General features: G+C 65.2%; 13 protein-coding genes. 6 read left to right on the forward strand and 7 right to left on the reverse strand.

Features of this window, described 5'->3' with window-relative positions:
• Positions 1-4: 4 nt before the first annotated feature.
• Genes ABIC16_RS14290 through ABIC16_RS14300 form a run of 3 tightly spaced genes read right to left on the reverse strand, consistent with a single transcriptional unit; the run spans position 5 to position 3170 of the window.
• Positions 5-2005: a TonB-dependent receptor plug domain-containing protein gene (locus tag ABIC16_RS14290; RefSeq protein WP_354292340.1), complete on the reverse strand. Its 2001-nt coding sequence runs from the start codon at positions 2003-2005 to the stop codon at positions 5-7.
• 41 nt (positions 2006-2046) lie between these two features.
• Positions 2047-2400, reverse strand: coding sequence for a hypothetical protein (locus ABIC16_RS14295; RefSeq protein WP_354291600.1), 354 nt, complete (start codon positions 2398-2400; stop codon positions 2047-2049).
• A 14-nt stretch (positions 2401-2414) separates the two neighbouring features.
• The gene (locus tag ABIC16_RS14300; protein WP_354292341.1) at positions 2415-3170 is read right to left on the reverse strand and encodes a competence/damage-inducible protein A; all 756 of its coding nucleotides are present in this window, start codon (positions 3168-3170) and stop codon (positions 2415-2417) included.
• Positions 3171-3234: 64 nt separating this feature from the next.
• Between ABIC16_RS14300 and map the strand changes: the two genes are divergently transcribed.
• The 5 genes from map (at position 3235) to ABIC16_RS14325 (ending at position 8847) form a co-directional block, all read left to right on the forward strand.
• Positions 3235-4059 carry a type I methionyl aminopeptidase gene (map, locus tag ABIC16_RS14305; RefSeq protein WP_354291601.1) on the forward strand — a complete coding sequence of 275 codons (825 nt, stop codon included), beginning with the start codon at positions 3235-3237 and terminating at the stop codon, positions 4057-4059.
• 201 nt (positions 4060-4260) lie between these two features.
• The gene (locus ABIC16_RS14310; RefSeq protein ID WP_277968606.1) at positions 4261-4599 is read left to right on the forward strand and encodes a P-II family nitrogen regulator; all 339 of its coding nucleotides are present in this window, start codon (positions 4261-4263) and stop codon (positions 4597-4599) included.
• Between the two features lie 135 nt (positions 4600-4734).
• Positions 4735-6156, forward strand: a complete 1422-nt coding sequence (glnA, locus tag ABIC16_RS14315; RefSeq protein ID WP_354291602.1) for a type I glutamate--ammonia ligase — start codon at positions 4735-4737, stop codon at positions 6154-6156.
• 151 nt (positions 6157-6307) lie between these two features.
• The gene (trhO, locus tag ABIC16_RS14320) at positions 6308-7252 is read left to right on the forward strand and encodes an oxygen-dependent tRNA uridine(34) hydroxylase TrhO (protein WP_354291603.1); all 945 of its coding nucleotides are present in this window, start codon (positions 6308-6310) and stop codon (positions 7250-7252) included.
• A gap of 95 nt (positions 7253-7347) precedes the next feature.
• On the forward strand, positions 7348-8847 hold the full coding sequence (locus tag ABIC16_RS14325) for a carbohydrate porin (protein WP_354291604.1): 1500 nt from the start codon (positions 7348-7350) through the stop codon (positions 8845-8847).
• Positions 8848-8970: 123 nt separating this feature from the next.
• On the opposite strand, the gene ABIC16_RS14330 is transcribed toward ABIC16_RS14325, so the two are convergent.
• The 4 genes from ABIC16_RS14330 to ABIC16_RS14345 form a co-directional block, all read right to left on the reverse strand.
• On the reverse strand, positions 8971-9642 hold the full coding sequence (locus ABIC16_RS14330) for an outer membrane protein (RefSeq protein WP_277968610.1): 672 nt from the start codon (positions 9640-9642) through the stop codon (positions 8971-8973).
• 302 nt (positions 9643-9944) lie between these two features.
• Positions 9945-11477 (reverse strand): aminoacyl--tRNA ligase-related protein, encoded by a 1533-nt coding sequence (locus tag ABIC16_RS14335; RefSeq protein ID WP_354291605.1) that lies wholly within the window; start codon positions 11475-11477, stop codon positions 9945-9947.
• Positions 11478-11704: 227 nt separating this feature from the next.
• Entirely contained in the window at positions 11705-11959 is a 255-nt protein-coding gene (locus tag ABIC16_RS14340; RefSeq protein ID WP_354291606.1) for a GCG_CRPN prefix-to-repeats domain-containing protein, read from the reverse strand.
• Between the two features lie 107 nt (positions 11960-12066).
• Positions 12067-13041, reverse strand: coding sequence for a quinone oxidoreductase family protein (locus ABIC16_RS14345; protein ID WP_354291607.1), 975 nt, complete (start codon positions 13039-13041; stop codon positions 12067-12069).
• Positions 13042-13162: 121 nt separating this feature from the next.
• Here ABIC16_RS14345 and ABIC16_RS14350 point away from each other — a divergent pair, with 121 nt between their 5' ends.
• The gene (locus ABIC16_RS14350) at positions 13163-14587 is read left to right on the forward strand and encodes an aldehyde dehydrogenase family protein (protein ID WP_354291608.1); all 1425 of its coding nucleotides are present in this window, start codon (positions 13163-13165) and stop codon (positions 14585-14587) included.
• The last annotated feature ends 49 nt before the right edge of the window (positions 14588-14636 follow it).

Genomic DNA, 14636 nt, shown 5'->3' on the forward strand with positions numbered 1-14636 from the left:
GGCGCTAGCGATGCGCGGAGTCACCCCCAAGCCGTACCCCGATCCACAATCGGCGCGGCGTCCCGAGATCGATCGATCCGCCGGCATTCCGCGTGACGATCGTGGTGTCGGTCAGGTTCTCGCCCCGCGCGACCACCGCCCAGCGCGCGCCGACTGGCACGCTGACCACGCCGTCGAGCGTCGTCGCGGCGGGCAGCATGTCGGTCTGCAAATCGTCCTCAAACTGTTTCCCGACGTGTCGCCCGGTCAGCGACAGGCCGAACCCACGCCGGTCCTGCCATCCAAGCGTCGCGCTCGCGGTATGCCGCGGGCTTTGCGCCGGACGATAGCCATCAAGCTGCGCGGAAACGCCCGATGCCCGGACCTTGCTGTCGCTGAACGCATAGGAAGCATCGAGCGATACGTGGCCCCGCGTCGCTCGCGCAGTCACTTCCACCCCACGCGCGACGATCGCGTCGACATTCTGCCGCTGGCGTAAATTGGGCGCGATCGTGACGTTGGCGATGGCGCCTTCCAGACGATTGTAGAACCCCGTCACCCCGATCGACACACCGCGCAACGGGACCACGTCAAACCCGCCTTCGACCCCACGCAACCGCTCGAGCCCGAGTCCGGCGTTGGCCTGCGTGGTGACCGGAAAGACCACGAAAGGCCGATACAATTCGTTGAGAGTCGGCAGACGGAACCCAGTGTACCCCGCCGCGCGCACCGCAACCGCATCACTCGCATGGAACAAAGCACCGGCGCGGCCGGTCGCCTCTACCCCATCGCGATCGGCGAACCGCTGGTTGGTGGTGATCGCCCCGGCGCGCGTGCGTTCGCGGAAGAAGCCGTCAGTGATCGTCCAGCGATCCCCCCGCACCCCGGCCGTCAGCACCAGCCGCCCGAGCGTCCAGTCGTCCTCCGCGAAAAGCCCGGCGGTGCTGGTGTTGCCGCCCGCAGTCCGTCGCGTCGTAACTGCACCGCCGGCGGCGTAAGCGTCCTCGTACAGCGTCCCCTCACCCAACCGCACGTCTGCGCCGATCCGCAGCACATGGTCCGGCCCCACCGGTGGGCGCAGTTCGATCTTGCCGCCGATCCCGGTCGCGGGCGTGTTGCGCTGGTCTAGCGTCAGCCGCGATGTGGTCGCGCTAATCACGCGATTGGTGAAGTTCCGCGCCTGGACATAGGCGAGCACATCGAGCGCCCACGGGCCGCGATGAATCACCCGGACGCTCGCGTCCTCCCCCGAGGAACTGCTGTCCGCACCGGCGAAACGCAAGGTACGATTGTCGCGGAATACCCCCATTCGCGCCTGCAACTCGGTCTGCGCGTCGATCGGCACCACGCCGCGCATCTGCCCCGACCAGTCCCGATAACGTGCGCGCACCGTCGCGGCGGTGCGTTGCGCGTCCGGGGTCGTGAAGAACCCGTCGCCACGCTCGAACCGGCCCGCCACCGTTAGATACCCCGCGCCGACATCCGGCGAAATGCTCGCGGTGGTTTCGACGGCATTGTCGCTGCCGTAAAAGGCACTTCCCGCCACATGCGGGAGATCGGCACGCGTTGCGCTGGCGAGCTCGATCGTTCCGGCGACCGCGCCCGCGCCGAACGCCCCCGCCCCGCCCCCGCGCGTGATCCGCACGCTCGACAAGCGGTCAGGCGACAAAGCGTTGAACGGGATGTAGCCGAAGAACGGGTCCGCCAGCGGCACCCCGTCGAGCAGCACCAAGGCGCGCGACGACGCATTACCGCCAAGCGCGCGCAGCGTGACGCCTTGCGCGGACGGGTTGGCCGACCGGCTGTCGCTGCGCCGGAACTGCTGAAACCCCGCAACGTCGGACAGGACGTTCTCCACCCGGCCCGACGCATCGCTGGTGAGGCGCGAACGATCGATCGTGACCGATCCGTAAGCGGGGACTCCGGGCGGCAACGGGAGCGGCGATCCCAACACGACGATGTCCGGCGCAGCGGCTTCGGTCGCCGTCGGCCCGGCAACGGTTTGCGCCGACACTGCAACGGGCACGCCGCCCAGGGCGAGCGCGACTTTCCAGATTTTCACAGGCGTCAGGGCTTCTTGGCTTGGGGCACACCGCTCACCCAGAACACACCGCCGGGCTGCAACGTGATGACATATTGTCCGCGATCGTCGCACTCGGCGATCCACACGGCATGGCCATCGATCGGCGCATGCTTCTCGAACCGGACGATCTTCTGGCACGTGTAGCCGCCATCACGAATTGCGCGGAACATCGTCGTTTCCTGCAACGCACGCGGCAGGGCGTCAATCTTGGCTTCCATCGGATCGGGCTTGGTGGTCGCTGGGACGGTCGTGGCCGCTTTCTCCCCAGGATCACAGGCCGACAACACCGCAAGGCCCAGAACCATGGGGACAGCGAACAGGGGCGAGACGTGCTTCATGACCATTCTCCTGTTCAGATACCGTCGCTAACAACGGTGCGGCCTGATTGCTCCAGTGCCGCGGTAAGATCGGCGATACACCGGTCGGCCAGCGCCGCGTCGGTCGCGCGGACGACGAAGTTGGCGCCAGTCCGGCCGTCGCGGAAGAACGGGTAACTGCCGATCGCAACGCCCTCATGTGTCTTCTCGGCGGTGCGCAACATCTCGGCCACCTCGCTTTCGGCAACCCAGCAGCCGATCGTCCGCGACAGTACCGGCAACCCGCCTTCGAGCGTGCCGGTCAGCGCGTCGAGCATCCCGGCGGTGATGTGCGGGACGCCGGCCATGATGAAGATGTTGCCGATCCGGATCCCCGGCGCGCCCGACATGCGATTTTCAATCAGGTTCGCCCCCTCGGGCACCCGCGCCATCCGCTTGCGCGCTTCGGTGAGACCGCCGCGCTCGGCGTAATACGATTCGAGCACTGCTACCGCCTGGGGATGAAAATCGACCGGGACTCCCAGTGCCTCGGCAATCGCGTCGACCGTGATGTCGTCGTGCGTCGGGCCGATCCCCCCGGTGGTGAACAGGTAATCGTTGCGCGATCGCAGAATGTTGACGGCTTCGACGATCGCCTCGGTCTTGTCCGCGACGATCCGCACTTCAGCGAGCCGGATCCCCTGGACGTTGAGCCAGGTCGCGATTTGCGCGACATTCTTGTCCTGCGTGCGACCCGAAAGGATCTCGTCGCCAATCACCGCGAGTGCGGCTGTCCAGATGCGATGCGTCATCCCGCCCGCATAGCCCCCCGGCGCCCCCTCGCAAAGCCCGGACGGTGGCGCTATATCGATTGTCATGACCGAATATGTAACCGTAACCGCCGACGCACCCATGGGCCGGACCGGCGCGATCAAGCTCCATGGCCGCGATGCGTTCGACGGCATGCTCGCCGCCGGGCAACTCGCCGCGGAAACGCTCGACATGGTCGTACCGCACATGGTGCCGGGCATGGCCACCGCCGAGCTCGACGACATGATCCGCCGCTTCATCGTCGATCGCGGTGGGATTCCCGCGACGCTCGGGTATCGCGGCTACACGCATTCCAGCTGCATCTCGACCAACCATGTCGTATGCCACGGGATTCCCAGCGAAAAGACGCTCAAGTCGGGCGATATCGTCAATGTCGACGTTACCCCGATCCTCGATGGCTGGCACGGCGACAGCAGCCGGATGTATCTGGTCGGCGACGTGCCAATCAAGGCGAAGCGGCTGGTCGACGTGACCTACGAATGCCTGATGATCGGGATCGAGCAGGCCAAGCCGGGCAATCACCTCGGCGATATCGGCCATGCGATTCAACGGCATGCCGAGAAACACCGCTACGGCGTCGTACGTGATTTCTGCGGGCACGGACTCGGGCGACTGTTTCATGACGCGCCCGAAGTTGTCCATGCGGGACGCCCCGGAACCGGGCCAGAACTCAAGCCCGGGATGATCTTCACGATCGAACCGATGATCAACACCGGACGGGCCGACGTGAAACTGCTCGACGACGGTTGGACCGCCGTGACGCGCGACCGTTCGCTGTCGGCGCAGTTCGAACATTCGATCGGTATTACCGAAGACGGTTGCGAGATCTTCACGCTCAGCCCGGGCGGGTTCGACCGACCGCCTTACTGACCGGGCGACCCAGCAATTTCACTGGCGCTTGCCTGTCTGACGTCTCAACCGTGCCATAAAAACGGGCACACGCTAGGCAGTTGCGCGCGGGTTAAGCACTTCTCTGCGGAGCTATTGCCAGACAAACCACGCATTTCTGCCCCTCGCGCGGCTGGCATGGTTATTGTAAGGTAAACGGACATTCCGGGAGGCGTATTCAGCGTGAAAAAAATCGAAGCGATCATCAAGCCGTTCAAGCTCGATGAAGTGAAGGAAGCGCTGCACGAGGTCGGAGTGAGCGGAATCACGGTCACCGAGGCCAAGGGGTTCGGTCGCCAGAAGGGCCATACCGAGCTGTACCGCGGCGCTGAATATGTCGTCGATTTCCTCCCCAAGGTAAAACTCGAAGTCGTCGTCGAAGACGGTCTGGCGGATCGGGTCGTCGAGGCGATCGCCGCGGCCGCGCAGACCGGACGGATCGGCGACGGCAAGATTTTTGTGATTCCAGTCGAAACCGTGTTGCGGATCCGCACCGGCGAACGCAACGAAGACGCCATCTGATCGCGCAACGATCGGAATGCGAGTTTGACGCAACGCAACATCTTGTGACAGCGTAAAGCTCCGGGCTTAACACGAGTCCCGCATCCGGTTGACCGGAACGGGCAATTTTTTCGTATCCAGAAAGGGCGTGGGGACATGGCTAAGACAGGCAACAGCGCAAACGACGTGCTGAAGATGATCAAGGACCAGGAGATCGAGTGGGTCGATCTGCGGTTCACCGATCCCAAGGGCAAGTGGCAGCATCTGACGATGGTCGCGGGCGTCGTTGGCGAAGACGAGCTGACCGACGGGTTCATGTTCGACGGGTCGTCGATCGAGGGCTGGAAGGCGATCAACGAGTCCGACATGATCCTCATGCCGGATCTGGACGCCGTGTGGACCGATCCGTTCTCGGCAACCCCGATGCTGATCCTGGTGTGCGACATCGTCGAGCCGTCGACCGGCGAACTCTACGCACGCGACCCGCGCTCGACCGCCAAGCGCGCCGAGGCGTATCTGAAGACGACCGGCATCGGCGACACGATCTACATCGGGCCGGAAGCCGAGTTCTTCATGTTCGACAACGTCCAGTTCGAGAACAGCTACGCGACCAGCTATTACAAGATCGACGATATCGAGCTGCCGACCAACACCGGCCGCGAATATGAAGGCGGCAACCTCGGTCACCGTCCGCGCGCCAAGGGCGGCTATTTCCCCTGCGCGCCGATCGACAGCGCGGTCGACATCCGTGGCGAGATGGTCTCGACCATGCTCGAAATGGGCCTGCCGTGCGACAAGCATCACCACGAAGTCGCCGCGGGCCAGCATGAGCTGGGCCTGACCTTCGGCACGATGACGCTGACCGCGGATCGCATGCAGATCTACAAATATGTCTGCCACAACGTTGCGCAGGCCTATGGCAAGACGGTCACCTTCATGCCCAAGCCGATCAAGGAAGATAACGGCTCGGGGATGCACACCCACCTGTCGATCTGGGACAAGGGCAACCCGCTCTTCGCCGGCAACGGCTATGCGGGCCTGTCGGAGACGTGCCTGTTCTTCATCGGCGGCATCATCAAGCATGCCAAGGCGGTCAACGCCTTCACCAACCCGACGACCAACAGCTACAAGCGGCTGGTTCCGGGCTATGAAGCGCCGGTGCTGCTCGCTTACTCGGCGCGCAACCGCTCGGCATCGTGCCGCATTCCGTACGGCACCGGCCCCAAGGCGAAGCGCGTCGAAGTGCGCTTCCCTGACGCGATGGCGAACCCGTACCTCTGCTATGCTGCGCTGTTCATGGCCGGCATGGACGGCATCCAGAACCGCATCCACCCGGGTGAGGCAATGGACAAGAACCTGTACGACCTGCCCCCGGCAGAACTCGCCGAGGTTCCGACCGTCTGCGGTTCGCTCCGCGAGGCACTCGATGCGCTGGCCGCGGATCACGACTTCCTGTTGAAGGGCGACGTGTTCTCCAAGGACCAGATCGAATCGTACATCGAGCTGAAGATGCATGACGTGCTGCGCTGGGAAATGACACCGAGCCCGGTCGAATTCGATATGTATTACAGCTACTAAGACGCAGCCCCGGCCGCGCCAAGGCGAGGACCGAGGGCGTGGCTTTGCCACGACGGGACACACAGAAAGGGCGTCCGGAGCAATCCGGGCGCCCTTTCCTTGTCCGCAAACCAACATTCCAAACCCCCGCGAAACCTATTAAAGCCCGCGCATGATCCACGTCGCCGCGCTCTATCGTTTCGCCCGTTTCCCTGACCCGAAGGCGCTGCGCCAGCCATTGCTCGACGTGTGCGAAGCGGAGGGGATCAAGGGTACGCTGCTGCTCGCGCCGGAAGGGATCAACGGGACGATTGCGGGGAGCGAGGGCGGAATCGACGCCGTTTTGACGCATATTCGCACGCTTCCGGACTGCTCTGACATCGCTTTCAAGCGAAGTTATGCCGAAACCATGCCGTTTCACCGCATAAAAGTGCGCATCAAACGCGAGATCGTGACGATGGGCGAACCCGCGATCGACCCGCTCGGTGGGACCGGAACCTATGTCAAACCGACCGACTGGAACGCGCTGATCGAAGCGCCGGACACCGTCGTGATAGATACGCGCAACGCCTATGAAATCAAGGTCGGCACCTTCGCGGGCGCGATCGACCCCGAGACGGACAGTTTCAGCGATTTCCCCGCCTGGGCCCGCGCGCATCGCTCCGAGCTGCAGGGGAAGCGGATCGCGATGTTCTGCACCGGCGGCATTCGCTGCGAGAAATCGACCGCCTTCCTGAAGGCCGAGGGGCTGACCGACGTCTTTCACCTGGAAGGCGGCATCCTGAAATATCTCGAGGAGGTGCCGCAGGAAGATAGCCGCTGGGAGGGCGAGTGCTTCGTCTTCGATGAGCGCGTCGCGGTCGGCCATGGCCTTGCACCCGGGACGCATGCCTTGTGCCGCGCGTGTCGGATGCCCGTATCCCCCGAGGAGCGCGCGTCGCCGCTGTTCGAGGAGGGCGTCGCCTGCCCCGCCTGCGCGGGAACCCGCGGCGCGGCCAAGCGCGCGGCCTATGCCGAGCGGCATCGACAAGTAGGGTTGGCGCAGCAGCGGGGGCAGGCGCATGTCGGTGCGGTCGCTCCCAAACGCGAGAGTTCGCCAGCGACCCCGGAGGAATGACGCGATTTCTCCCGTCTCGGGACTAGCGTAAAGCGCGCGCACATGGCTTGAGCGGCATGCGGCAGTGTTCGGCCGCCGTGTACGTGAGAACCTCGATGCTGTATTCCAACCTCGGTCGCCTTGCCGTGGCAACGTCCGCAACCGCCCTGTGCCTGGCGCAACCCGCCATTGCGCAGCAGGTCGATATCGGGGCCCCCGCCCCGCCGCCCGCTGCGGATGCCCCGGTGGCGCAACCGCCCGCCAACGACAGCCAGAAACCCGCGACCGAACCCGCGGGTCCGTCCGGCCCCGATACACCGACCGAAACCACCGCGCCCGCCAAGCGGCGTGGGGCGGGCCGGATCCAGCGTCCGCGCAACATCCTGTTCACGCCACAAATCGGCGATACGCAGAGCAGCGCGCCCCCCGGTCTGTTCGCGGACTGGCGGCATGCGCGGACGTGGCTGGGGGATCGTGGGTTTGATGTGTCCGCGCGCTATGCGTCGGAAAGCGGGTATAATGTCGCTGGCGGCGAGCGCAGGAAGCTGACCGAAACCGGCCAGGTCGATGTCGGCGCCAAGATCGACATGGCCAAGATCGCCGGGATCGAAGGCGGCACCGTGCAGGCGACGCTGACGTGGCGCCGCGGACGCAACCTCTCCGACGACGCTGGGCTCGGCACCTTGCAGCAGGTGCAGGAAGTGTTCGGACGCGGCCAGACCGTGCGTGTCACCGAATTATGGTATGAACAGAAGATCGGCGACACGATCGAGGTGAAGGTCGGCCGGACCAACCCGGGATCGGATTTCGCGGGCTTCTCCTGCCACTTCCAGAACCTGACCTTCTGTGGCGCGCAGCCCGGCAATCTCGTCGGCGATTACTGGTACAACTGGCCGGTGAGCCAATGGGGCGGACGAGTGCACGTCGATATCGGCAGCGGCGGCTATGTCCAATTGGGAGCCTATGAGGTCAACCCCCTCAACCTGAAGAACAATTTCTTCATCGCGCGCTGGCATGGCGCGACCGGCGCGCTGATCCCGGCGGAAGCGGGCTGGACCCGGCTGGGCAACACCGGTCACGTCGGATCGTACAAGGTCGGTGCCTGGTATTCGACCGCCAACGGCGACGACGTGCTGCTCGATCGGAACCGTAGCCCGATCGCCATCACCGGCCTTGCACCGTTGCAGCGATCCGGGCGGTACGGCGTCTATGCCAATATCCAGCAACAGCTCAGCGGGACGTCGAAGGACGGCAAGGCGCTGACCGGGCTGGGGATCTTCGCCAACGTGACGCAGGCGGACCGCGCCACCAGCGTGACCGACAATCAGGCAACACTCGGCATTTTCTACAAGGGGTTACTGCCCGGGCTCGAGGGGGACGTGCTCGGCGTCGCGGTCGGGCGGACCAACGTAAACGGTCGTGCCGCCGACGGCGATCGCCTGATCCCGGGAACGCCCGTGCGCGACGCGGAATATGCCGCTGAAGTCTATTACAGCCTGACCCCGGTCGCCTGGCTGGAACTTCAGCCCAACGTCCAATGGATCCACCATCCGGGCGGCGTCCGTACGCGGGGCGACGTCGTGGTCCTCGGGCTGAAGGCCGCACTGACGCTGTAACAGATCCTTGATGGCAACCGCGCGCGCCCGCCAACCCGCTGGTCGATCCCCGCCACAACAAGAAAGGGCGGGGAATGTTGCCATTCCCCGCCCCCTCAAGGCTGTCCGACGATTCGGAAAATATTAGAAGTGCGTGATCACGCCCAGCATCGGACGGAAGCTGTGGAAGTCACCGAAGGTGTTGACTTCTGCACGGATGCGGAAGCCTGCGTTGCCGGTGATGCCGTTCAGGCCGATGTCCTTCGGACCGAATTCGGTGCCGATGCCGTAGGTGATGCCGTCGACCTTCTTGTCGTTACGGTTGCCGCTGACGAAGGCAGGGTAGTTGTCGAAGTTGACCCACTGGTAGCCGACCTTGCCGTAGAACATGCCGCTATCGCCAGCGCGAACGCCGAAACGGCCTGCTGCGCCATATTCCCAATCGATGTTGCCGGAAATGCCCTTTGCGACATTGCCTTCTGCACCGACGAAGACCGGGCCGAGCGGAACGTTGAAGCCGACGACGCCCTGAACCAGCGCGCCTGCGAGACGGTAGTTGTTACGGAGCGTGCCGTTCGAGTTGACTGCCTGCGGGATACCGTGGTTCGGCTCGTTGTCGAACTGCTCCCAGCCGCCCATCACGCCGACATACGGCTCGATGCCGAATGCGCGCGTGCCGTCGGGTGCCTTCGGGCCGGTGTCGGCAGGGGCTGCCATCGTGGTGTCGGCAGGAGCGGCAGGTGCCATGTCCTGAGCGAAAACCGGCGCTGCGAAGAGAACGCCGGCGGCGGCGGCTGCAAGCTTGAGAGTACGCATGTGTTATAGCCTCGTAATTGGCAGTTGGATCGCACCCTGGGGATGCGTCGGGTGTCCCGTAGCGACTTGAACTAGATTGTCCGCAGGTTGTTGCATCGCGGCAGAATTAAAAATCTGAAACGCGGAAATGTCACATTTGTGCAACGCTTTCTTTCGTCAGGATGAACGAACTGCGGCGCAAAGGTGGCGATGATGGGGAGCAAATGTGATGAGCTGCCCCGGACGTGCGACGACCGGAAGCGTCTTTTTCCGAATCATTGCCGGAAACCCCAGCCGGGGTGCCCCCCGGCCGGACCACGGGATCAATAGGCGCGCCCGATCAGCACACGCTCTACCGCGGGATCGCCGGTGAAGATGCACGCCGCGTCGATCGAAGGCTGTTCCATCGGGGCATTGCGGATCGTCAGCTTGAGCGCCTTCAGTCGCGCAACCACCGCGTCGAGCGCGCTGCCGGTCGGCCGCGACCATTGCACTTCGAGCCAGCCGGGATTTTTCGCCCCGTCTGCGAAATGCGCCTCGATCGCCGCGAAATCGGTGGCGCGCGCGATGTTCGCATCGAGCCGTGCGCGCGCTTCGCTATGGAGCGACGCCTGGATCTCCTCCAGCGTCGCCGCCGCCGCCGCGACGAAATCACCGCGCGCGAGGACGTTGCTGTCGAGCTTGCCGTCCTCGCGGTACAGCCGGTCGCGGCGGATCACCGAGACGTTGCCGCCGGACACGTCACGCCCGCCAACTTCGATCACGATCGGCGCGCCCTTCTTGACCCAGCTCCACCGCTTGGTCGCGGTCTTGCCGAACTTGAGGTCGAGCAGCGCACGCACCGGCTCGCCCAGCGCGCTCTGTTGCGCGAGCTCGGCCTGCAACGCCTTGCAATAGTCGACGATCGCTGCGTCCTCGGGCTGGTCGCGCAGCATCGGCACGATCACGATCTGCCACGGCGCGATCCGCGGGGGGACGCGCAGGCCGTCATCGTCGCCGTGGACCATGATGACCCCGCCGATCATCCGCGTCGACACGCCCCAGCTCGTCGTATTGGCGAGCTCGAACACGCCTTCGGCATTCTGGAACTTGATGTCCTGCGCATGCGCGAAGTTGGTGCCGAGGAAATGCGAGGTGCCCGCCTGGAGCGCCTTGCCGTCCTGCATCATCGCCTCGATGCTGTAGGTCGCGACCGCGCCGGGGAAACGCTCGTTCTCGGGCTTTTCGCCCGCCACCACCGGCAGCGCGAGGCAGGTTTCGGAAAATTCGCGGTAGACCTCGAGCATCTTGAGCGTCTCTTCACGCGCTTCGTCGGCCGAGGCGTGCGCGGTATGGCCTTCCTGCCACAGGAACTCGCTGGTGCGCAGGAACATGCGGGTGCGCATTTCCCAGCGGACGACGTTCGCCCACTGGTTGATGAGGACGGGCAAGTCGCGCCACGACTGGACCCAGCGGGCGAACGCCGCGCCGATCACCATCTCTGACGTAGGCCGCACGACGAGCGGTTCCTCGAGCTTCGCTTCGGGATCGGGGATCAGCTTGCCGAGGCCATCCGCCTTGAGCCGGTGATGCGTGACGACCGCCATTTCCTTGGCGAAGCCTTCGACATGCTCGGCTTCTTTTTCGAAATAGGATAGCGGGATGAACAGCGGGAAGTAGCAATTCTCATGCCCCGTCGCCTTGATCCGGTCGTCGAGCAACCGCTGGATCCGCTCCCAGATGCCATAGCCCCATGGCCGGATGACCATGCAGCCCCGAACGCCGGACTCCTCGGCGAGGTCGGCCTCGGTGATGACGGACTGGTACCAGGCGGAAAAATCGGCCTCGCGGGTGACGGGGAGTGCGCGTTTGATCATGTCCGCGCGGATAGCGGGAAATGCGGCGTGGGCAAAGCCCGGATGACCGAGTTAGCCCCTCCCCTTCAGGAGTGACAGGTGAATAGCCCCCCGGGCTATTCAGGTCAGGCCGGGGGCCTGACCGACCTGACACTGGGTTGGGGTGGGGACGTCCAGCAGAACCGAACTCTCTGCGAGGCACTGCCCCACCCCCAACCCCTCCCCTGAAGGGGAGGGGCTTGAAAGGATCAGCGATAACGCCAGCCGTTGCGATACCGATAGCGGTGCTGCCAATAGCGCCCCTGGTTCCAATAGCCGCGACCGCGGTAATAATAGCCCACCCGCGGCGGACCACGATGCGCATAGACGGGTGGCCCATTCGGGCGGCAGATCCCGCGCGGGCCAGGATGGAACCCGCGACCGCATCCGCCTGCCGCTTCGGCAGGACCGACGGCGGCCAAGGCGATGCCGGCGGCGAACACCGCGGCAAGAAGCTTTTTCATGAAGCACCTCTCGATCTACGCATCAACGCCTCCCTTGCTCGGGAGACGGAAAAAACGCCCTCACCTTGCCCGCGTTCCGTTCGCCCCGCTTCGGTCCTTTCCGCGGTTCACACCGTCAACAGCGTCGCCCCCGTGGTCTCGCCCGCCGCGAGCGCGCGATGCGCGTCGGCCGCGTCTTCCAGCGCGAAGGTCTGTCCGATCACGGGCGCGATCGCACCCGAGCGCAGCATCGCGTACAGCCGCTCGATCCCGGCTGCGCGCTCCTCCGGGGTGACGTAATAGCTGAACAGCGTCGGCCGCGTGACGAACAGCGATCCGCGAGTCGAGAGCGTGCCGAGGTCGACCCCCGTCACCTTGCCCCCGGCATTGCCGTAACTCACGATCAGCCCGCGCCGCGCGGTGCACGCCAGCGACGTTTCCCACGTCGCCATCCCGACCCCGTCGAGCACGATCGGCACCAGCGCGCCGCCGGTGATCTCGCGGACCCGCGCGACCACGTCTTCCTGCTTGTGGACGATCACGTGATCCGCCCCCGCCGCGCGCGCCTGCGCGGCCTTGTCCGCGGTCCCGACCGTGCCGATCACGGTCGCGCCGGTCGCCTTGAGCCACCCGACCAGCAGATGCCCGACTCCGCCCGCCGCCGCGTGGACCAGCACGGTCTGCCCCGCCTGCACCTTGGCGCACCGCTCGACGAGAAACTCGGTGGTGCAACCCTTGAGCAGGATCGCCGCCGCAGTGCGATCGTCAATGTCGTCGGGCAGCTTGAACACGGTCGCGGCGGGCAGGTTGCGGGCCTGCGCATACGCACCCGGGGTCGGGCCGAACGTGCCGACGCGGTCGCCGACCGACAGGCCGGTGACGCCCTCCCCCACCGCCTCGACGACTCCCGCCGCTTCGGACCCGAGCCCGGTCGGCAGCTTCGCCGGATAAACCCCGCTGCGGAAATAGAGGTCGATGAAGTTGAGGCCGACCACGGTATTGCGCATCCGGATCTCGCCGGGACCGGGCGCGGGCACGTCGACGTCGATCCATTCGATCACCTCCGGTCCCCCGGTGCGTTCGATCCGTGCGGTGCGTGTCATGCCTTGGTACCTTCTTGTGTCGTCGCGCCAACGTACCGGACGGGTTTCAGGTTGCAACGCGTCTTCGCCCGCGCCAAGACTGCGCCGACGTACCCCATATTCAAAAGCGGTGGAGGCTGACATGCAAAGCTATCTCAAGCACTATATCGACGGCGCATGGGTCGACAGCATCGGTGGCCACCGCCACGACGTGATCGACCCGGCGACCGAACAGCCGTGCACCGAGATTACGCTTGGCACCCCCGCCGATGTCGACGCCGCGGTCGCCGCCGCACGCACCGCGTTCGAGACCTTCTCGCAGACCAGCGTCGCAGAGCGCGCCGCGCTGCTCGAACGGATCATCGAGGAATATAAGAAGCGCATCCCTGATCTGGCGCAAGCGGTCAGCCGCGAGATGGGCGCGCCGATCGGCTTTGCGATGGCGGCGCAAGTCCCCGCCGGGCTTGGGCATTTCCTCTCGACGTTGAAGGCGCTCAACGCCTTTCAATTTGAGGAACGGCTTGGCCGATCGAAAATCGTTCACGAACCGCTCGGCGTCGTCGCGATGATCACGCCGTGGAACTGGCCGCTCAACCAGGTCACCGCCAAGGTCGCCCCCGCGCTCGCGGCGGGCGATACGATGATCCTGAAACCCAGCGAGGAATCGCCCGGTTGCGCGATGATCCTCGCCGAGATCCTGGACGCGGCAGGCGTGCCGAAGGGCGTGTTCAACCTCGTCAACGGCGACGGTGCGGGGGTCGGCAACGCGCTGTCGCGCCATAAGGACGTCGACATGGTGAGCTTCACCGGGTCGACTCGCGCCGGGATAGCGGTCGCACAGGCCGCCGCCGCGACGGTCAAGCGGGTGCATCAGGAACTCGGCGGAAAGGCCGCGAACCTCGTGCTGCAGGGCGCGGATCTGGGTGCGGTCCTGCCGCCGACGGTGCAGGGCGTGCTCGCCAATTCGGGGCAAAGCTGCATCGCGCCGACCCGCTTGCTCGTCCACGCCAGCCAGGTCGAGGAGGCTTCCGCGATCGTCAAGGCGATGATGGAAGGCACCGAGGTCGGCGACCCGACGCAGATGGGTGCGCACATCGGCCCGGTCGTCAACAAGGCGCAGTTCGACAAGATCCAGGGGCTGATCCAGTCCGCAATCGACGAAGGCGCGACGCTCGTCACCGGCGGCACGGGGCGTCCCGATGGCCGCAACGTCGGCTATTTCATCAAACCGACGCTGTTCGCCGACGTGACCCCCGACATGCGGATCGCGCAGGAGGAAGTGTTCGGCCCCGTGGCGACGATCACGCGGTACGAGACCGAGGACGAGGCGGTGAAGATCGCCAACGGGACGCCCTACGGCCTGTCTGCGACGATCTCGGGCGACCCCGCCGCCGCCGCCAAGGTCGCACCACGGCTGCGCGCCGGACTGGTGACGATCAATTCGTGGAGCCCCGACGGCAACGCGCCGTTCGGCGGCTACAAGCAATCGGGCAATGGCCGCGAGAATGGGAAGTTCGGGCTGGCGGACTTCATGGAAGTGAAGACCGTGGTCGGAGAGCCGGGCTAAGGCGCCCGCTCCCGCCAGCGCCATAGGTTTCCGGGGCGACCGCCGCGTG

The organism is Sphingomonas sp. PvP055 (assembly GCF_040546365.1).
GTDB classification, from domain to species: domain Bacteria; phylum Pseudomonadota; class Alphaproteobacteria; order Sphingomonadales; family Sphingomonadaceae; genus Sphingomonas; species Sphingomonas echinoides_A.